This is a genomic window from uncultured Maribacter sp. (assembly GCF_947500985.1).
Lineage (GTDB): Bacteria > Bacteroidota > Bacteroidia > Flavobacteriales > Flavobacteriaceae > Maribacter.
The window spans coordinates 257,872-276,761 of sequence record NZ_CANMTX010000006.1; the positions used below are offsets into that span (position 1 = coordinate 257,872).

Consider the following 18,890-nt stretch of genomic DNA (forward strand, 5'->3'; position numbering starts at 1 on the left):
TACTCTTGAAGATTTACTGCAATATTAATTTGAGCTTTTAAAACAAGTCAAGCCCATTGACCAATAATACTCTAACACCCACTACAAATACAAGTAATGCTGTTACTCTTTTTATGCCATTTGCCGATAGTTTTTTGAGACTGATACGAATACCTAACTGTCCGCCAAGTAAAACTGCTATAACCAAGCAAATGGTTTCTCGCCATGGCAGTGATAGCGAATCACTAGTAATCAATCCGAATAAACCGGATATCGAATTAACCAAAATAAAGAAACTTGCTAAGGCTGCTATTTTTATGGCTTTGTTCCATCGTAAATGATTTAGAACCGGAGCTAAAAATATACCTCCACCGATGCCTACTAATCCTGATAGGAATCCAATTCCTGCTCCTAACGCATAACTTAAATAGTTAGGGTAATCTTCCACTTCCTTTTTTGATTTGTTAATCTCAAAAGTCTGAACAGCCAAGAACAGGGCGGAAAGAATAAGTGAGCATCCTAAAATTATAAAAAAGACGCTTTCTTTTAATCGGAATGTTGCACCTATATATGCTAACGCAATACTCGCCAAAACAAAAGGAAGAAAATCTTTTAGTCTTGCATGACCATTTTTAAAATACAGATACGTGCTACCTGAAACTACCACCAAATTACAAACCAATGCAATAGAGCGGATGGCAAAAAAACTAGTTAAAAAAAGTGTCAATATAGCCAAATAACTAGAGCCACCGCCAAAACCTACAGAAGAATACAAGGTGGCTATGATAAAAAACCCGATGCATAAAAACACCAATTGCTCAATAGGTATCAACATAATTTTTTATCTGGTTCATACCACCGGTAACATTGACAAAATCTTTACCTGGGAATAATTCTTGTAACTGAACAATCGCCTTTTTACTTCGTACACCAGACTGACAAATAACATAAACGGTAGTTTCTAGATCAACCTCAGCTACTCTATCTGTTAATTCACCTAAAGGAATATGTTTGGCTTCTTTTAAATGTTGTCTTTGAAATTCTTTTACCGTGCGCACATCAATTAGTTCAACAGTCTGTTCAACTAGAATAGTACTAAATTCCTCAGCTTCTACTGATTTTAATGGAAGTTCACAATCAAACTCATAACTAGTTGCGAGTGTTTTAATTTCGTTGTTACCTGGTTGTAACTTAAACTTCATTCGTTGTGTTCGTTGAGTAAGCGTATCAAAAAGCAATAGAACACCTGATAACACATCTCCTATTTCTGCAAGTAATTTTACTGCTTCTAAAGCTTGTAAATTACCAACAATACCAGGCAAAATACCCAACACGCCATTTTCGTTACAATTAGGCACCGCATCTGCTGCAGGCATAGTCGGGAACAAACAACGATATGTTGGTCCGCCTTTATAATTAAAAACACTTACCTGACCTTCAAAAGAATGTAACGCACCATAAACAAAAGGTTTATTTGCAATTACACAGGCATCATTAATTAAATATCTAGCGGGGAAATTATCGGTAGCATCAATAACGATATCATAATTTATAATAATATCAAGTGCGTTAGCGACCGATAAAAAAGTTTGATACGTATGTATTTGTGTACTAGAATTCTGTGCAGCCAATTGATTTTTAGCAGCAATCACTTTCGGAATGCCCACCATATCTTCGGTAAACAAAACCTGACGATGAAGGTTAGATAATGAAACTACATCAGCATCAACAATACCTAAAGTACCCACGCCCATGGCATTTAAATAGGTTAGAACCGGAACTCCTAGTCCGCCAGCACCAACCACAAGCACTTTTGCCTGACTTAATTTCTGTTGACCTTCAGTTCCAAATCCGTCTAAAGTAATTTGTCTTTGGTAACGATTTTGGTTCATGGTGCTATTTTAAGTAGCGCTTCTTCATATTCTGCTTTTGAATTGGCGTTTAGCAATACTTCTTTCTGTTTTGGAAAAACCAAATTGACATCTGCATTAATTAAGAATTTTCTTGGGCAAGATCCGTTACCTGCTTTCAAGTATTCAACAGATTGTTTTAAAGCTTCTGGTTCCCAAATAGCGCAAAGCGGCTCTGGTAAAGGATCATCAGCATCGGCATAGGCACTTGCTAACTTATCTGAGTTTCTTGCAGCAATTAATTCTTGAAGTGCCTTTTTATCCATTAACGGTAAATCGCACGCCAAAACTAACCAAGCAGCTTCTGGATATGCTTTATGAGCTGACAATAGTCCGTTGTAAGGACCACGAAACTCATCGTTATCTAGTATAGTTTTAAATGAATTTGAAATATCTTTCTCTTGATCTTTACGGATACTCAGAAATGTTTGATTACAGACTTCATTTAATAAATGGTATAAATGTTCACGTTGCGGAAGGTTATGATATTTAATCAAACCCTTATCCTCTCCCATTCTAGTGCTTTTACCACCTGAAAGCACCAATCCGTATAACTTAGCGTTGGAAATCATTCTTCCCTCCTGTTTTTTGTTCTAATTGAATAGCACCAATCACTATATCTTGTGAAAGTGCCTTACACATATCGTAAATAGTTAGTGCTGCAATTGAAACTCCTGTTAAGGCTTCCATTTCAACACCTGTTTTTTCATTGCATTTAACAGTACAAGTAATCTGAAATGAATCTAATGTCGGTTCAATTTCAACATTGATTTTAGACAGATTTATTTGATGGCACAAGGGTATCAACTCCGCCGTTTTCTTTACACCTTGTATACCTGCAATAACCGCCGTTTGCACTATACTTCCTTTTTTACCAACAAAATCTTGATCAGATAGCGATTTAAATACTTCTGATGGAAATTTTATAGTTCCACTAGCAATTGCGGTACGTACTGAAGCTGTTTTTTGAGAAACGTCTACCATAGTAGCATTCCCAGATTCATCTATATGCGATAATTTCTTCTGCATTATCCTCCTATTGAAGTCATTGAATTACTAAATACATCTTTATATTTTTCTTGTGCTTCAAAACCTGTTTTAGCACGATTGCCTACAGCCTTTAAAATTTCTTTTTTAATATTTTCTTCCACATCATCAGCTCTCATTATATCTCTTAGATTCTCACTTGCTTTAGCATACAAACATGTAATAACATCACCTGTTGCGGAAATTCTTAATCTATTACAACTTCCACAGAAAGTTCTACTGAAAGAAGGAATTACTCCGAAAGTCCCTTTGAAACCAGGAATTTTATAATTAATGGAAGTCGATGTTTTTGGAGATTCTAATTTGTAATAATCTGGATGCTCACTTCGAATATGTTCAAGAATAGTCTTAAAATCCCATTTTATGGTTTGAAATTCTTTTGACCCACCATTAAAAGGCATTTCTTCCAAATAACGAACCGATACATTGTAGTGCTTTGTCAGTTCTAACATTGGCAGAATATCATCGGTATTCTGACCTTCCAAAGCAATGAAATTAATACGAACATTAAACCCTTCGGTTATTAAACGAATCATATTATTATACACCACATCATAATGATCCCGACGCGTAATACGTTCAAAAGTCTCACGATTAATGGCATCCATACTCACATTAATATTGTTAATGCCCAATTCTTTCAACTCATCTATATGCGGACCAATCAAAGTTGCATTCGTAGTCACAGAAATATCGTTTAATCCGTCTAATTTTGACAAGCTACGTAATAGCACCATTAAGTCTTTACGAACAAAAGGTTCGCCACCGGTAATACGTATTTTGTCTATACCTTGAGAAACCACAATCTCACTTAATTTCACCAGTTCATCTATGGTAAACAATTTGTCATTTTTAGCAAAATTGATTCCTTCCTCTGGCATGCAATAATTACAACGCAGATTGCAACGATCTGTAACCGCTAATCTCAAGTAATTTATTGCTCTATTATGGTTGTCTACTAACATACTTTAAGTACAAATTCAAAAAAAAAACAAGCTCAAGTTCAAACTCAAAAAACAAATACAAATTAAAGTTCAAATATCAAGTTCAAATTCTCTAACTTCTCTTCTCTATTTGCTATTTTCTTTACTCTTTTATCTCTTTTCTATATTCTATTCTCTCTCTTCTAACTTCTCTTTTCCAAAAAATCAAGGATGGGCGGAAACCCAAATCGTCTTATTCTTGAACTTCTCTTTTTTCCAAATAGGAACTGTTTCTTTTAAAGTATCTATTAAAAACCTGCATGCTTCAAAACAATCATCTCTATGAGCAGATGATGCACCTACAATCACAACGGGTTCTTCAACACCTTTTTCACCAACCGCATGTCTCATGACCACTTTATTCAATGACCATTTTTGCATTGCGGCATCGGCAATCTTCTCCATTTCCTTTAACGCCATTGCCTTATACGTTTCAAACTCTAGAGCAACTACTTCTTCATTGTTCGTAAACTCACGTACAGCACCTACAAAAACACAGATTCCGCCACTATTGGCATCGCTTAATTCAGCATACACCTTAGCAGTATCAATTTCATCAACTATCTCAATTACTTTCTTCATTAGCCTCCGCTTACTGGTGGTATAATAGCAATTTCTTCATTGCCGTTCAATGGTAAATCATCATTAGCATATTCACTATTTACAGCTACTGCCAAAGAATTTAGTTTTAAAAATTCAGGATATGATTTAATAAGTTGTTTTTTTAGTTCGGCAACATTTACAGGTTTAAATTCATCAGAAAAATTGATTTCAGAACTACCTACAATATCTTTTGTAATGCCAAAAAAAAGTACATTCATATCGCTTTAAAGTTAGATAAATTCCAAGTTAGGTATAAAAAATAAGGTGCCATAAAAATGGCACCTATTTTAAAAAAAATATATGATTTTGAAAAAAGCCTTACTCCACAATTACTGCATTCTCAGGTTTTGAATAAAAATCTTTTGACTTAGCTTCTGTAGATAAAGTAGCATTTTCAAACTTTACAGTTTTAGCTGCTTCTTTAACTTCACCTTCTTCAACTTTATGCCATGTAATAGATTTTGGCAATAAAATGGCATCAACCTTTACCCAATCAGCATAATTTATCCAATTTATTTTAGTAGAAGGCTCACCACTAAAATAAGTCATTGTATAACCCAACCATCTCATTTCAAAGGTTTTTGCATCATAATGAATATAATACTCATCAGTAGAAGAAGCTCCTACTCCGCTATTATATGAAATTTTGTACCCGGGGTATGAAACTCCGTCATACACCAAAGCATCAACTTCTTCATATTTAATACCGTCATCTGACAATACAAATGGCATCGCATAGAAATAGAACATTAAATTATGATAGAATTTTGGCTTGCCTTCATAATTACCGGTGTTGTCTAAAAGCCAAACTTCTCCATTATAACCAAGCGTGTAATCTGGTGTAGAAATTTTATCGAACCTTTTTTGAAGATCAATGGTTTGAATTTCGTTAAATTTCTCATTAGGCATTTCAAAACTTAATGTTTTGTATCCTTTCCAAGCATTTAATCCGCCATGAGCTTCAAATACTTTATTTAACTCCGCAGGATATTTATCTAAATTTACTTTTGCAGCCACTTCTTCAACAGCATCGGTAATCATTTCTTTCTTAGGTGCTTCTTTACATGAAAATATAGCTAAGGCTAAAACTAAAAGGTAAAATTTACTCATCATCTCAATTGGTTATTTATTGTTTTTTGAGCTCGCTTAGTCGAGAAACTATAGAAGACTTACTAAATTGAACTATTTTTGTATTTCATGCAAGCAACAAAACACATTAGCAGCGCTCAAAACCCACTAATAAAGAAGATCTTACTCTTAAAAGAAAAATCTAGGGAGCGCAAAAAAACAGGACTTTTTATTTTAGAAGGGCTGCTTGAATTACAGCTATCAATTGGCGCGCAGTATGAGATAGAAACGGTGTTATATTGTGAAGACATTTTAGAAAATTCTGAAAGTAGCGGTATTTTAAAATCATTTCATTCATATCAACTTATTTCGGTAACCACAGAAATCTATAAGAAATTAGCCTACAGAGACACTACCGAGGGAGTAATAGCCATTGCTAAAAGCAAAGACCATCAACTTTCAACATTGAAATTCGAGACTAAAAATCCGTTGGTACTTATTGCTGAAACACCCGAGAAACCTGGTAATATTGGCGCATTATTAAGAACGGCAGATGCAGCAAATTTAGATGCTGTTTTAATTGCCAACCCAAAAACAGATTTATACAATCCGAATATCATTAGATCAAGTGTTGGTTGTGTGTTCTCTAGAAATGTAAAAATGGGCAACACTACTGAAATTATATCTTTTTTGAAGAACGAAGGATTTCAAATATTCTGTGCAGCTCTTTCAGCATCTAAAGATTATACGACAGTTGACTTTAAAGAACCTACAGCAATAGTTGTAGGCACCGAACATTCTGGTCTTAGTGATGAATGGTTAGAAAACAGTACTCAGAACATCATTATACCAATGGAAGGTCAAATAGATTCTATGAACGTATCTGTATCTGCAGCAATACTTATCTTTGAAGCGAAACGTCAACGAAAAATAAACAAGTAACATTTATACTTTTTATAGTACCGTATTCGTTTGGAACAACACTATATGGATAATACACTTGTCTTTTACTGCATACTTTTCATTCTGATTGCAGAATTCATACTTGCAACAGTTATGAATTATTTGAATGCAAAACGTTTTAAAGACCCTATTCCAGAAGATTTAAATGACGTTTACAATGCTGAAGAATATGAAAAATCACAAGCATATAAATTAACCAATTACAAGTTCGGTGTTTTTACCTCTGTTTTTTCGTTAGTATTAATCTTAGCCTTTTTATTTTTCGGCGGATTTGCTTGGGTAGATAATGTTGCTCAAAATATCAGCGAAAACATTATTGCACAAGCATTAGTTTTCTTCGGTATTATTATGATCGGAAGCGATATTCTCAACATTCCGTTTGCATACTACCAAATATTTGTAATCGAAGAAAAATTCGGATTCAACAAAACCACAAAAGCTACATTTTTAGTTGATAAGTTAAAACAATGGGCAATGACCATTATTTTTGGTGGCGCAATTCTATCGCTAGTAATATGGTTCTTTCAATGGGCAGGCACTAACTTTTGGATATATACCTGGGCATTTGTAGCGATTTTTACCTTGTTCATGAATTTATTCTACAGTAAATTAATTGTGCCATTGTTTAATAAACAAGAGCCTTTAGAAGCCGGTAGCTTAAAAGAGAAAATTGAAAATTACGCAGCTCAAGTTGGTTTCGATCTACAAAACATATTTGTCATTAATGGATCTAAACGCTCTACAAAAGCAAATGCCTATTTCTCAGGATTTGGAAAAGAGAAGCGCGTAACCCTATATGACACCCTAATCAACGATTTAGAAGAAGAAGAAATTGTCGCTGTTTTAGCCCATGAAATAGGGCATTATAAAAGAAAACACATCATATTTAATCTAGCCACATCAATAGTCCTTACAGGAGTAATGCTATTTATACTTTCAATATTCATTAACAACCCTGAAGTTTCATTGGCAATAGGTGTAGCCAGACCAAGTTTTCATGCAGCATTGATTGGATTCGGGATTTTATATAGTCCCATCTCAGAAATCACAGGCTTGCTAATGAATCATTTTTCAAGAAAATTTGAATATCAGGCAGATGACTATGCAAAGAACACTTACGCAGCCTTGCCTTTAGTGACTTCTTTAAAAAAACTGTCAAAAAACAGTCTTAGCAACTTAACTCCCCATCCTGCATATGTTTTTATGCATTATTCACATCCACCACTTATTGATCGCATACGTAATTTAAAGGCATAATTTTTGTTGCCCATCATATAAGATTATCTTATTTTTAATCTAGTATGACACAGGTAGAAATAGAAGAGGAAAATAAGCTTATAGCTCACGAGTATAAAGAATTACTACGTATTAGTTATCAAACCTTAACAGATGAGGATAAAAAACTAATACGAAGTGCTTTTGAGATAGCTGTTGATGCGCACAAAACTCAACGAAGAAAATCGGGCGAAGCCTATATTTTTCACCCTATAGCTGTAGCCAAAATTGTGGCATCAGAAATTGGTCTAGATGCTGTATCTATTGCTTCTGCCCTACTACATGATGTTGTTGAAGATACCGAATACACACTTGATGATATTGACCGCATGTTTGGTGAAACCGTGGCACGTATTGTTGACGGACTCACAAAAATATCGCATTTAAAGAAAGACATGAACATCTCTCAACAGGCAGAGAATTTCAGAAAAATGCTCTTGACTTTAAATGATGATGTAAGGGTTATTATTATCAAAATTGCCGATCGTTATCACAATATGCTCACTATGGATTCTATGCCAGAGCATAAGCAAGTGAAAATTGCTTCTGAAACCTTATACATATATGCACCTTTAGCACATAGAATAGGGCTTTACAATATTAAAACAGAATTAGAAGACTTAAGTTTAAAGTACACTGAACCTGAGGTCTATAAGTCTATTAAAGATAAAATAGAAGATAGCAAGGAAGATCAGCAAGCGTATATCGATGCCTTTTCGGACACTATTGACAATTCCCTTAAAAAAGAAGGACTCAACTATATTATAAAAGGGAGGATGAAGTCTATCTTCTCTATGCGTAAAAAAATGATTGCTCAGAATGTAACTTTTGAGGAAATCTATGACAAATTCGCCATTAGAATCATTTACAAATCCGACGCACAGAACGAAAAATTTCTTGCCTGGAAAATTTACTCCATAGTTACCGATCACTTCACTCCTAACCCGGTTAGATTAAGAGATTGGATATCCTCGCCAAAATCTACAGGTTATGAAGCCTTACACATTACCGTAATGGGACCTAAAGGCAAATGGGTAGAAGTACAGATTAGAAGTGAGCGCATGCATGAAATAGCTGAAAAAGGCTATGCAGCCCATTATAAATATAAACACGGAAATCAAAAAGAGCAGGGTATAGAAGTTTGGTTAAATAAACTTCAAGAAGCTTTAGAAAATGCCAATACCAATGCTGTTGATTTTGTAGAAGAGTTTAAACTAAACTTATACTCAAAAGAGATTTTTGTATTCACCCCAAAAGGGGAATTAAAGTCATTACCAAAAGGCGCTACTCCATTAGATTTTGCTTTTAACATACATACCGAAGTCGGTATGCGAACCAGAGGAGCCAAAGTCAACGGTAAGTTAGTTCCGCTAAACACCACATTATCAAGCGGTGACCAAGTTGAAATCGTTACCTCTGATCAAGCAAAACCAAATCAAAACTGGTTAGATTATGCTACAACAGCAAGGGCTCGAGCAAAAATCAAATCTGTTTTAAGGGAAGAGAAAAAATCTGTTGCCGAAGACGGAAAAGAGATTTTACGTCGTAAGTTAAAATCACAAAAAATTACATTGAATGAAGATTCCATCAACAAAATGGTCTCCTTCTTTAAACTTAAAACAAGTCTAGATTTATTTTATAGAATTGGTATTGGCTCTATTGACAATGCCATGATCAAAGATTTTGCTTCGTCTTACAGCAATGCGTTCATAAGTTTCTTTAAAAACAGAATCCGTAAAACACCTATACCAGAAGACATCAACAAAGATGAGATCACATCTAAGTACGATATGTTGGTTTTTGGTAAGGAAGAAGAAAAATTAGAATATAAACTTTCGCAATGTTGTAACCCAATACCTGGTGACGAAGTATTTGGTTTTGTAAGTGTATCTGAAGGAATTAAGGTTCATAAAAAGAATTGTCCTAATGCCATTTCATTACAATCTAATTATGCATACCGTATAATTAGTGCAAAATGGATAGATTCTTCGCAACAAGAATACCAAGCAGATATTGTTATGACTGGTATTGATAACCTTGGACTTGTAAGTGATATTACAGAAGTTATATCTGATATCATGCACGTAAATATGCGTAATTTAAATTTTAGCACCGATGGCGGCACCTTTAAAGGTAAGATTACAGTAGTGGTTAAAAATAAGGCAGTATTAAAAAAGCTGACCGATAATCTTATGAACATCAACGGTATTGATAAAGTTACACGTATTTAGAAAAAGGAAATTAAAATTTAACTGTACCTTTGTGTATTAATGTAGCATATATGTCTTCTGATAAAAATCAAGAAATTGTAAAAAACGTCTTCACAACCTTTTTGGAGGACAAAGGACATAGAAAAACCCCTGAACGTTACGCTATTCTTCAAGAAATTTACGAAAGTGAAGAGCATTTTGATATAGAATCACTCTATATTAAAATGAAGAATAAAAATTATCGCGTTAGTAGGGCTACCTTATACAACACTATAGAACTTCTTTTAGATTGTAAGTTGGTACGTAAGCACCAGTTCGGAAAAAATCAGGCACAATACGAAAAGTCATATTTTGACCGTCAGCATGATCATGTTATTCTTACTGATACAGGTGAAGTAATGGAATTCTGTGATCCTAGAATTCAATCTATAAAGAAAACGATAGAAGAAGTTTTTGACATTACAATAAATACACATTCCCTTTATTTTTATGGGACTAAAAATACTCCTGTAAAAGATGCAGGCAAAAAAGAAATTAAATAGAACTAACCAAGTATATAATATTTAGATGGCAGTAGATTTATTGTTAGGCCTACAATGGGGTGACGAAGGAAAAGGAAAAATTGTTGATGTATTAACTAGAGATTACGACATTATTGCGCGTTTTCAAGGTGGTCCAAATGCTGGTCATACCTTAGAATTTGACGGTATTAAACACGTACTTAGAACTATTCCTTCAGGAATTTTTCATAAAAAAGCAATGAATGTTATTGGTAACGGTGTTGTTATCGATCCAGTTGTTTTTGTAAAAGAACTAGAAGGTTTAGACCAGTTTAATATAGACTACAAGGCAAAACTTATTATTTCTAGAAAGGCACATTTAATATTACCAACACACCGTTTGTTAGACGCAGCTTCTGAAGCATCTAAAGGAAAAGCAAAAATTGGCTCTACGTTGAAAGGTATTGGTCCTACTTATATGGACAAGACCGGTAGAAACGGTATGCGTATTGGAGATTTAGAATTAGAATCTTGGAAAGAAAAATACCGTCATTTAGCAGATAAGCATGAAACAATGATTAGTTTCTACAATGTAGATGTGCAATATGATTTGGACGAAATGGAAGTAGAATTCTTTGAAGCCGTAGAGCGTTTAAAAGAATTAACTTTTATTGATAGTGAAGAGTATTTAAACCAAGCTATTAAAGCAGGTAAGACTATTTTAGCAGAAGGTGCTCAAGGATCTTTATTAGATATCGATTTTGGTACATATCCATTTGTCACATCATCTAATACAACAGCAGCAGGTGCTTGTACAGGTTTAGGTATTGCACCTAATAAAGTAAAAGAAGTATATGGTATTTTCAAAGCATATACTACACGTGTAGGTTCTGGTCCTTTCCCAACAGAATTGTTCGATGAAATTGGTGCAGAAATGGCTAAAGTAGGTCACGAATTTGGTGCAGTAACAGGTAGACCTCGTCGTTGTGGTTGGTTAGACCTTGTAGCATTAAAATATGCTTGTCAAGTAAATGGTGTTACACAATTAAATATGATGAAGGGCGATGTACTTTCTGGTTTTGATAGCCTTCAAGTATGTACTGCTTATAAATATAAAGGTGAAACTATAACTCATTTCCCTTATAATATAGAACCAGAAAATGTAACTCCTATTTACACTGAGTTCGCTTGTTGGAAAGAAGATTTAACAAAAATGACTTCAGCAGACCAACTGCCGAAAGAACTTAACGAGTATATTGACTTTCTTGAAAAAGAATTAGAAGTGCCAATTAAGATTGTTTCTGTTGGTCCAGATAGAACTCAAACAATTTCAAGATAGACATCTAACGACCAAGAGAGGTTGTTCAACTTACAGGAATGGCGATATAGGGAAATACCTTTATCGCCATTCTTTTTTTTTGTAATTTCAATATCGTGTAAAATGTAAATTTTACAACTTTCAACTACAACTCGATATATGAAAAAAACCACCTTCTCTATCCTATTTATATTTGTTGCTTTAGCCCTTTCTTGTAAAACAGAAAAAAAACAAACAACCGAAGAGCAAACTACAACTGAAGAGTCATCTAAAGGAGAATGGATTACCTTGTTCGATGGTACCACCACCAAAGGTTGGCGCGCTTATAACGGCAAAGAACTACCACCAGGATGGATTGCAAAAGATGGAGAATTACAATTCGATACTGAATTAGGAAAAGAACAAGACTACACCGGTGGGACTGATATTATATACGGTGCAGAAGAGTTTGATAATTTTGTACTATATGTTGAATGGAAGTTACCTAAAGGAGGAAACAGCGGTATCTTTTATCACTTAAAAGAAGGCTATAATAGTCCGCCAGAAGTTTCACCAGAGTATCAATTAATCGATGATAAAAATTACGCTAGCATTCACGACTTAACAGATTACAACTTAAGTTTAGGGTATACAGACAAACCAGAAGAACTGAAACCGCTTCAACAAACGGCTTCTGACTATGCCATGCATGCGGCTAATCCAGAAGGAAAAATCCTAAATCCGGTTGGAGAATGGAACACTACCAAAATCATTTTCACTACTGAGCAAGTTGAGCATTGGCTGAACGGTAAAAAAGTAGTATCATTTGTACCTTGGGATGAAGCTTGGTATGCAAAAAAGAATTCAGACAAATGGAAGAACAGTGAAGATTATGGTAAGTTTAAAACTGGCTATATAGGCTTCCAAGATCATTCTAGCCCCATCTGGTTTAGAAATATAAAAATCAAAAAACTTTAACGACCACACCAATGAACAAAAGAGACTTTATTAAAAACGCAGCTGCACTTTCTACATTTGTATTATTACCATCAGGACTTTGGTCTTGCAAAAAGGAAGAAAAGAATCTAACAAGATTACGTACTGCGCACATTGGTGTCGGTAATATGGGAGCTGAAGACTTAAAAGCGATTTCTTCGCATAGTAAAGTTGATGTAACCGTATTGTGCGATGTTGACGCAAATAACTTAGCAGAAGCAAAAAAACTGCATCCAAATGCAAAAACATACAGCGACTACAGAGTAATGCTGAAAGAAATGGGTGATGAAATTGATGCTGTTGTAGTTTCAACTCCAGATCACACACATGCTCCCGCTTCAATGATGGCAATGGAGATGGATAAACCTGTTTACTGTCAAAAACCATTGACTCATTATGTGTCTGAAGCTAGAGCAATGAATAAACTAGCGGCAGAAAAGGGGCTGGTAACCCAAATGGGAATTCAAGTACATTCCTTTTACGATTATAAATTAGCAACCTTATTAATACAATCTGGTATTATTGGAAAAGTACATACAGTACGTGCTTGGTCACCAAAAGATTGGGGTTATGACGGAACCGAACCAACAGGTTCTGACCCAATACCACAATCATTAGATTGGAATTTATGGTTAGGGACTTCAGCTGAGAGACCGTATAAAGAAGGATTCTATCACCCAGGCAATTGGAGAAAATTAGTCGATTATGGTTGTGGTACTTTAGGTGATATGGGCGTTCATATTTTTGATACTCCATATAATGCTTTAGACCTACAAGTTCCTATGACCATTAAAAATGAATGTAGAGAACCAAACGGATTTGGATTTCCTCAAAACAATGTTGTGACTTACGAGTTTCCCCAGACGGCTTATACAGCAGAAACCTTAAAATGGGTTTGGTATGATGGTCCGGGTGCACCGCACGATCATGAAGATTTAATACTTCCTGGAGCTAAGAAAGTGAAAGGTTTAGAAGAAACTGCGGAAGATACTATGGAAGACAAAATGTCTTTAGAAACAAAAACCGCAGGTGAAGGTACCTTACCTGATCAAGGTGCTATGTTCATTGGCGAAAAAGGAAGACTATTACTACCGCATTTTATGCAACTACCAAAGAAGATAGTAAATGGTGAATACGTAGATATTACTGCAGAAATAGAAGCTGTAGAAAAAGCGAATAGTATGGGTAAACCAATTCGCGATTATGATTTGGAAGGACCTAAACATTATCACCAATTCGTAGATGCTTGTTTAGGTACAGATAAGACTACCGCACCATTTTCATATGCGTCAAGGCTTACAGAAACCATATTACTTGGTGTAATTGCCGGCAGGTTCCCAAATCAGGTTTTACATTGGGACAGTGACAATGCAAAATTCGCAGAAGATGAGGCAAATGCTTATTTAGAAGGGGATTATAGAAAATTCTAAAACATATTTAAAATAGCAAAAACCACTTTCGAGTGGTTTTTTTATGCCGTATTTCACTGTATTGACAAAAACACATTTAAAAATAATAGTAATTTTTCTAATCCAATTACCCATAAACAAATAAAATAAACAATAGTACTTTTCGCATTAATCTCCCAAAAGTATCTTAAGCATGACAAGGCTCTTTTAAAATGTTCTATTTTTGGAAAAATTTTTAGGTTGAAAAAGATTTATTCAGTTTTTCTTATATTCTTTGCATGTACTCTTTTTGGTTATGCCCAACAAGATGCCGCAGAAGAAGAATCCAAACAAATTAATATTGTCTATGGTGCCAACTTCACAAAAAATGAAGCTAAATACCCCGGCGCCTCAATTTTCAGTAAAGATGACCGACAAGTACAATTTGAACACCAAGGCGCTGACCTATGGTGCGACGTTGCCATTTACTACCAGTTAGAGAATCGCTTAGAAGCCATTGGCAATGTTATACTAAAACAAGGCGATTCGGTTGAAATGACCAGTAAAAAAATCAACTATTTAGGTGATGTAAAATTAGCGAAGGCCTGGGGAAATGTTGTTTTGACAAATTCAGACATGACCTTAAGAACAGACACCTTGCGTTTAGATCGCGAAAAACAAGAAGCTTTTTATCAAGATAATGGTACCGTAATAGATTCTGCAAATACATTGACCAGTAAAATTGGCAAGTATTTCATGGAGCTTAAAAAGTATCAATTTTTAGATAGTGTTCATATAAAGAACCCTAAATACACAGTAGATTCTGAGCAATTAGACTATTATCAAACATCTAAAAATGCTTACATGTACGGTCCGTCCACCATTAATGGAGACACCTATAAGATATATTGCGAAAGAGGGTTTTATGACACCAAAGTAGAAACTGGCTACGGAATTAAAAACACGCGTATAGATTATAACAACAGAATTATTGAAGGTGATAGCGTGTACTTTAATAAGGCAAAAGAATTTGCATCTGCGACCAACAACATTACTGTAACAGATACTATCAATAACGGTATAATTAGAGCACATTACGCCGAAGTTTACAAGGCAAAAGATTCTGTTTTTGCCACGCGCAGAGCGGTTTCTATCTCGGTACAAGAAAGAGATTCACTTTACGTACATGGCGATACCTTAATGGTAACCGGTAAACCAGAAGATAGAATTCTACGAGCTTTTAGAAATGCCAAATTTTACAAAACCGATTTAAGCGGAAAATGTGATAGTATACACTCTGCACAAAAGACAGGTATTACTCAGTTAATTAAAAATCCGATTATTTGGAACGGCGCTAACCAAATGACAGGTGATAGTATTCACCTAAAATCTAATTTAGAAACTGAAAAATTAGATTCTTTAAAAGTATTGAACAATGCTTTTATTATCTCTCTAGACAGTGTTAGCATGACAGGCTACAACCAAGCCAAAGGGATTAATTTGTATGGGAAGTTTATTGAAAACGAATTAAAACTCATAGACTTAGTTCAGAATACTGAAGTAGTTTACTATATGTATAATGATGATGATGAACTTATAGGGATAGATAAAACCGTTTGCAGTAAAATTAGAATTACTATGGCGGAAAATGATATAGAAGATCTTACATTTTACACAGATCCTGATGGAGATATATTTCCGGAAAAAGATTTACCTAAAAATAGCAGAATATTAAAAGGCTTCGTTTGGCGTGGCGATGAGCGTATACTCACCAAAGATGATATTTTTGACGAAGATGATAACAACTTAGAACTTGTGGTTATTAACGGTATTGACAACCCCATTGATATTGATGCCGAAGAGCAACAAAGAAGTAAAAACGATACCGACCCAATCAACAATATTTCGGGTCAAGACAAAGCAACAGATCCTAAAAAATCTGTGAAGCCAAAAAAGATAAAATAGGTCTTTGAAATGAATAAAGACTTTCTACAATATCAAGCACAAACTTCCCCCAATCCTTTAGGTATGGAAGTATCTCACGCCAAAGGCAGTTATATTTATGATACCGATGGCAATGCGCATTTAGACTTTGTTGCAGGTGTTTCAGCTTGTACACTTGGTCATTGCCACCCAGAGATTGTTGAAGCAATTAAAAATCAGGTAGAAAAGTACATGCATGTAATGGTGTATGGCGAATATTCCCAATCACCAGCGACTACGTATACCAAATTATTGGCAGATAATTTACCTGCACCTTTAGAGGTTACCTATTTGGTGAATTCTGGAACAGAAGCTATAGAAGGTGCTTTAAAATTAGCACGTAGATATACAGGTCGTTCTGAAATTATTTCAGCTAAATCTGCCTATCATGGTAATACCATGGGTAGTTTAAGCCTTATGGATTTCGAAGAGCGTAAAAGTGTATTTAGACCCTTGTTGCCAGATATTTATCATATCGAATTCAACAACGATAAAGATTTAGAGAAAATAACCACCAAAACTGCATGTGTAATATTGGAGACAATTCAAGGTGGTGCTGGTTTTATACTTCCAAAAAATGGCTATCTAAAAAAAGTAAAAGAGCGTTGTACAGAAATGGGTGCATTACTTATACTAGATGAAATACAGCCAGGTTTCGGCAGAACAGGAAAGCTATTCGCATTTGAACATTTCAATTGCGTTCCCGATATTTTAGTTATCGGCAAGGGCATGGCATCAGGTTTACCTGTTGGTGCATTTACAGCCAGTAAAGATATTATGCATACGTTAAGTGAGAATCCGAAAATGGGTCATATTACTACGTTTGGCGGTAATCCTGTAATCGCAGCATCAAGTTTAGCAACTCTGAATGTATTATTAAACTCGAATTTGATAACTGAAACGCTAAAGAAAGAGACACTTTTTAAATCGCTATTAAAGCATTCTAAGATAAAAGAAATTAGAGGTAGAGGTTTAATGCTTGCCCTAATAATGGATACGCCAGAAACAGCTAATGAACTAGTATTGCAAGCCAAGGAAAAGAACCTAATTCTCTTCTGGTTATTATTCGAAAATAGAGCTGTAAGAATTTCTCCGCCATTAACTATTTCAGAAAAAGAAATTAAAGAAGGTTGTGCAATAATTTTAGAACTTCTTAACTCTATGTAAATCAACGTTGTTAACTAATTTGTTAATAATATCGATTCGTACAGTGGCTGAAACCCCGCACAATCACTTACTTTTAAAATATCTTGTAAAACCAAAAAGTTCCTATGGCGTTAGAATCTAACGAGAGACCGGACAAGCCAATTACAAAATTCGAATCAATGTTGAAGACAGACGATGTCTATTTCTTTGATGCTGAGGATTTTGAAGATATTGTGCACCACTACCTAAACCATGGGAAGGTTTCTTTGGCTAAAAAAGGAATTAAAATTGGTCTACAGCAACATCCAGCTTCAATAGAATTAAAATTACTTCACGTAGAAGTCATGGTTTTTGAAAACCAGATGGAAAAAGCTGAGGCACTTTTAGATGAGCTACAAAGACTAGATAATTACAACGATGAAATTTATATTCAACGTGCAAATATATTTTCGAAGCGAGATGATCACGAAGGTGCTATAGAATTACTACAAAAGGCATTAAGCTTTACCAATAATAGTTTTGACATCTATAGTCTTTTGGGTATGGAATATTTGTTCATGGACAATTTCGATAATGCCAAAGAGAGCTTTATGAAATGTGTGGAATTTGACGAACAAGATTATTCTTCGCTTTATAATGTGGTGTATTGTTTTGAGTTTCTTGAAGATTATGATGGCGCCATTATTTACTTGAATAATTATTTAGAAAAGAACCCATATTGCGAAGTAGCATGGCATCAATTGGGTAAACAATACTATTACAAAGAAATGTTTACAGAGGCCTTGGGCGCTTTTGATTTTGCTGTTATTTCAGATGACACTTTTATAGGTGCATATTTCGAAAAAGCCAAAGTACTTGAAAAATTAGGCCGACATAAAGAGGCCATCGAAAATTACGAGACTACCATTGCTATTGAAGATCCTACATCTCATGCATTTTTAAGAATAGGAAAATGTTATGAACAACTGAAGGATACCGAAATGGCCAAATACTATTTCTACCAAACGGTTCATGAAGATCCATTGTTAGACAAAGGTTGGTTAGCTATTACAAATCTATATTTTAATACTAGAGATTTTGAAAAAGCCATCTTTTACATCAATAAGGCCTTGAATATTGATGGTGAGAATCCTCAATACTGGAAAAAATGTGCACATATTAATATGGCATTAAAGAATTATGACCAAGCTGATTTTGCATTTAAACAAGCAGTAGAATTAGGTAATTATGAATTGGACACTTGGTTGAATTGGGCGGAAGTAGTTCATATAAACGGAGATGAATCATCTGCTGTAGAAATTCTATCTCAAGGAAGAGAGTTTTATCCTGAAAGTTTAAAACTTTTATATAGGTCTGTAGGTTATCTGTTGCTTGCTGAAGACCCAATTAATGCACGTATTATGTTTATGGATGCATTAAAAATTGATAAAAAGCAGAAAAAACTACATTTGTTCACTGAAAATTTTCCGGAATACGGCAAGTCTGAATGGACACAAGAAATTGTAAGAAAATACAATAAAACCTCATAGAATAGGTTCTACA

At 34.7% G+C, this 18,890-nt stretch carries 18 protein-coding genes; 10 read left to right on the plus strand and 8 right to left on the minus strand.

The genetic code is table 11. From position 1 onward, the window contains the following. Positions 1-37: 37 nt before the first annotated feature. The 8 genes from Q0871_RS14640 to Q0871_RS14675 all read right to left on the minus strand — a co-directional run bounded on the left by Q0871_RS14640 (position 38) and on the right by Q0871_RS14675 (position 5,632). Positions 38-814: a sulfite exporter TauE/SafE family protein gene (locus Q0871_RS14640; RefSeq protein WP_299325170.1), complete on the minus strand. Its 777-nt coding sequence runs from the start codon at positions 812-814 to the stop codon at positions 38-40. Beyond that, entirely contained in the window at positions 798-1,871 is a 1,074-nt protein-coding gene (gene moeB, locus Q0871_RS14645) for a HesA/MoeB/ThiF family protein (RefSeq protein WP_299325171.1), read from the minus strand. The genes Q0871_RS14640 and moeB overlap by 17 nt, the downstream gene beginning before the upstream one ends. After that, a complete protein-coding gene (locus tag Q0871_RS14650) occupies positions 1,868-2,461 on the minus strand; it encodes an NTP transferase domain-containing protein (RefSeq protein WP_299325172.1) in 594 nt (197 codons plus the stop codon). The genes moeB and Q0871_RS14650 overlap by 4 nt, the downstream gene beginning before the upstream one ends. Next, positions 2,445-2,918: a cyclic pyranopterin monophosphate synthase MoaC gene (gene moaC, locus Q0871_RS14655; RefSeq protein ID WP_299325173.1), complete on the minus strand. Its 474-nt coding sequence runs from the start codon at positions 2,916-2,918 to the stop codon at positions 2,445-2,447. Before moaC ends, Q0871_RS14650 begins: the two co-directional genes overlap by 17 nt. After that, positions 2,918-3,901, minus strand: a complete 984-nt coding sequence (gene moaA, locus Q0871_RS14660; protein WP_299325174.1) for a GTP 3',8-cyclase MoaA — start codon at positions 3,899-3,901, stop codon at positions 2,918-2,920. Before moaA ends, moaC begins: the two co-directional genes overlap by 1 nt. A gap of 183 nt (positions 3,902-4,084) precedes the next feature. Further along, positions 4,085-4,501 carry a molybdenum cofactor biosynthesis protein MoaE gene (locus Q0871_RS14665; RefSeq protein ID WP_299325175.1) on the minus strand — a complete coding sequence of 139 codons (417 nt, stop codon included), beginning with the start codon at positions 4,499-4,501 and terminating at the stop codon, positions 4,085-4,087. Beyond that, the gene (locus Q0871_RS14670) at positions 4,501-4,740 is read right to left on the minus strand and encodes a MoaD/ThiS family protein (RefSeq protein ID WP_299325176.1); all 240 of its coding nucleotides are present in this window, start codon (positions 4,738-4,740) and stop codon (positions 4,501-4,503) included. The genes Q0871_RS14665 and Q0871_RS14670 overlap by 1 nt, the downstream gene beginning before the upstream one ends. A gap of 100 nt (positions 4,741-4,840) precedes the next feature. Then, positions 4,841-5,632: a DUF6503 family protein gene (locus Q0871_RS14675; RefSeq protein WP_299325177.1), complete on the minus strand. Its 792-nt coding sequence runs from the start codon at positions 5,630-5,632 to the stop codon at positions 4,841-4,843. Between the two features lie 87 nt (positions 5,633-5,719). On the opposite strand from Q0871_RS14675, the gene Q0871_RS14680 reads away from it, so the two are divergent. The 10 genes from Q0871_RS14680 to Q0871_RS14725 all read left to right on the plus strand — a co-directional run bounded on the left by Q0871_RS14680 (position 5,720) and on the right by Q0871_RS14725 (position 18,877). Next, positions 5,720-6,532: an RNA methyltransferase gene (locus tag Q0871_RS14680; protein WP_299325178.1), complete on the plus strand. Its 813-nt coding sequence runs from the start codon at positions 5,720-5,722 to the stop codon at positions 6,530-6,532. A gap of 45 nt (positions 6,533-6,577) precedes the next feature. Next, positions 6,578-7,810 (plus strand): M48 family metallopeptidase, encoded by a 1,233-nt coding sequence (locus Q0871_RS14685; RefSeq protein WP_299325179.1) that lies wholly within the window; start codon positions 6,578-6,580, stop codon positions 7,808-7,810. Between the two features lie 44 nt (positions 7,811-7,854). Beyond that, on the plus strand, positions 7,855-10,059 hold the full coding sequence (locus Q0871_RS14690) for a RelA/SpoT family protein (RefSeq protein WP_299325180.1): 2,205 nt from the start codon (positions 7,855-7,857) through the stop codon (positions 10,057-10,059). Between the two features lie 50 nt (positions 10,060-10,109). After that, positions 10,110-10,580, plus strand: a complete 471-nt coding sequence (locus tag Q0871_RS14695) for a Fur family transcriptional regulator (protein ID WP_299325181.1) — start codon at positions 10,110-10,112, stop codon at positions 10,578-10,580. Between the two features lie 25 nt (positions 10,581-10,605). Next, positions 10,606-11,877: an adenylosuccinate synthase gene (locus Q0871_RS14700; RefSeq protein ID WP_299325182.1), complete on the plus strand. Its 1,272-nt coding sequence runs from the start codon at positions 10,606-10,608 to the stop codon at positions 11,875-11,877. Positions 11,878-12,015: 138 nt separating this feature from the next. Continuing rightward, the gene (locus tag Q0871_RS14705) at positions 12,016-12,813 is read left to right on the plus strand and encodes a DUF1080 domain-containing protein (protein WP_299325183.1); all 798 of its coding nucleotides are present in this window, start codon (positions 12,016-12,018) and stop codon (positions 12,811-12,813) included. Between the two features lie 11 nt (positions 12,814-12,824). Further along, positions 12,825-14,261: a Gfo/Idh/MocA family oxidoreductase gene (locus tag Q0871_RS14710; RefSeq protein ID WP_299325184.1), complete on the plus strand. Its 1,437-nt coding sequence runs from the start codon at positions 12,825-12,827 to the stop codon at positions 14,259-14,261. A gap of 246 nt (positions 14,262-14,507) precedes the next feature. Beyond that, complete coding sequence (locus Q0871_RS14715; protein WP_299325219.1) at positions 14,508-16,184, plus strand: OstA-like protein; 1,677 nt, start codon at positions 14,508-14,510, stop codon at positions 16,182-16,184. A 9-nt stretch (positions 16,185-16,193) separates the two neighbouring features. After that, on the plus strand, positions 16,194-17,369 hold the full coding sequence (locus tag Q0871_RS14720) for an aspartate aminotransferase family protein (RefSeq protein WP_299325185.1): 1,176 nt from the start codon (positions 16,194-16,196) through the stop codon (positions 17,367-17,369). A gap of 104 nt (positions 17,370-17,473) precedes the next feature. Beyond that, positions 17,474-18,877: a tetratricopeptide repeat protein gene (locus Q0871_RS14725; protein ID WP_299325186.1), complete on the plus strand. Its 1,404-nt coding sequence runs from the start codon at positions 17,474-17,476 to the stop codon at positions 18,875-18,877. Positions 18,878-18,890 lie beyond the last annotated feature (13 nt).

Coding starts and splice junctions, on each gene's coding strand:
- Q0871_RS14640 (WP_299325170.1), bottom strand. CDS start 814: ATGTTGATACCTATTGAGCAATTGGTGTTTTTATGCATCGGGTTTTTT.
- moeB (WP_299325171.1), bottom strand. CDS start 1,871: ATGAACCAAAATCGTTACCAAAGACAAATTACTTTAGACGGATTTGGA.
- Q0871_RS14650 (WP_299325172.1), bottom strand. CDS start 2,461: ATGATTTCCAACGCTAAGTTATACGGATTGGTGCTTTCAGGTGGTAAA.
- moaC (WP_299325173.1), bottom strand. CDS start 2,918: ATGCAGAAGAAATTATCGCATATAGATGAATCTGGGAATGCTACTATG.
- moaA (WP_299325174.1), bottom strand. CDS start 3,901: ATGTTAGTAGACAACCATAATAGAGCAATAAATTACTTGAGATTAGCG.
- Q0871_RS14665 (WP_299325175.1), bottom strand. CDS start 4,501: ATGAAGAAAGTAATTGAGATAGTTGATGAAATTGATACTGCTAAGGTG.
- Q0871_RS14670 (WP_299325176.1), bottom strand. CDS start 4,740: ATGAATGTACTTTTTTTTGGCATTACAAAAGATATTGTAGGTAGTTCT.
- Q0871_RS14675 (WP_299325177.1), bottom strand. CDS start 5,632: ATGAGTAAATTTTACCTTTTAGTTTTAGCCTTAGCTATATTTTCATGT.
- Q0871_RS14680 (WP_299325178.1), top strand. CDS start 5,720: ATGCAAGCAACAAAACACATTAGCAGCGCTCAAAACCCACTAATAAAG.
- Q0871_RS14685 (WP_299325179.1), top strand. CDS start 6,578: ATGGATAATACACTTGTCTTTTACTGCATACTTTTCATTCTGATTGCA.
- Q0871_RS14690 (WP_299325180.1), top strand. CDS start 7,855: ATGACACAGGTAGAAATAGAAGAGGAAAATAAGCTTATAGCTCACGAG.
- Q0871_RS14695 (WP_299325181.1), top strand. CDS start 10,110: ATGTCTTCTGATAAAAATCAAGAAATTGTAAAAAACGTCTTCACAACC.
- Q0871_RS14700 (WP_299325182.1), top strand. CDS start 10,606: ATGGCAGTAGATTTATTGTTAGGCCTACAATGGGGTGACGAAGGAAAA.
- Q0871_RS14705 (WP_299325183.1), top strand. CDS start 12,016: ATGAAAAAAACCACCTTCTCTATCCTATTTATATTTGTTGCTTTAGCC.
- Q0871_RS14710 (WP_299325184.1), top strand. CDS start 12,825: ATGAACAAAAGAGACTTTATTAAAAACGCAGCTGCACTTTCTACATTT.
- Q0871_RS14720 (WP_299325185.1), top strand. CDS start 16,194: ATGAATAAAGACTTTCTACAATATCAAGCACAAACTTCCCCCAATCCT.
- Q0871_RS14725 (WP_299325186.1), top strand. CDS start 17,474: ATGGCGTTAGAATCTAACGAGAGACCGGACAAGCCAATTACAAAATTC.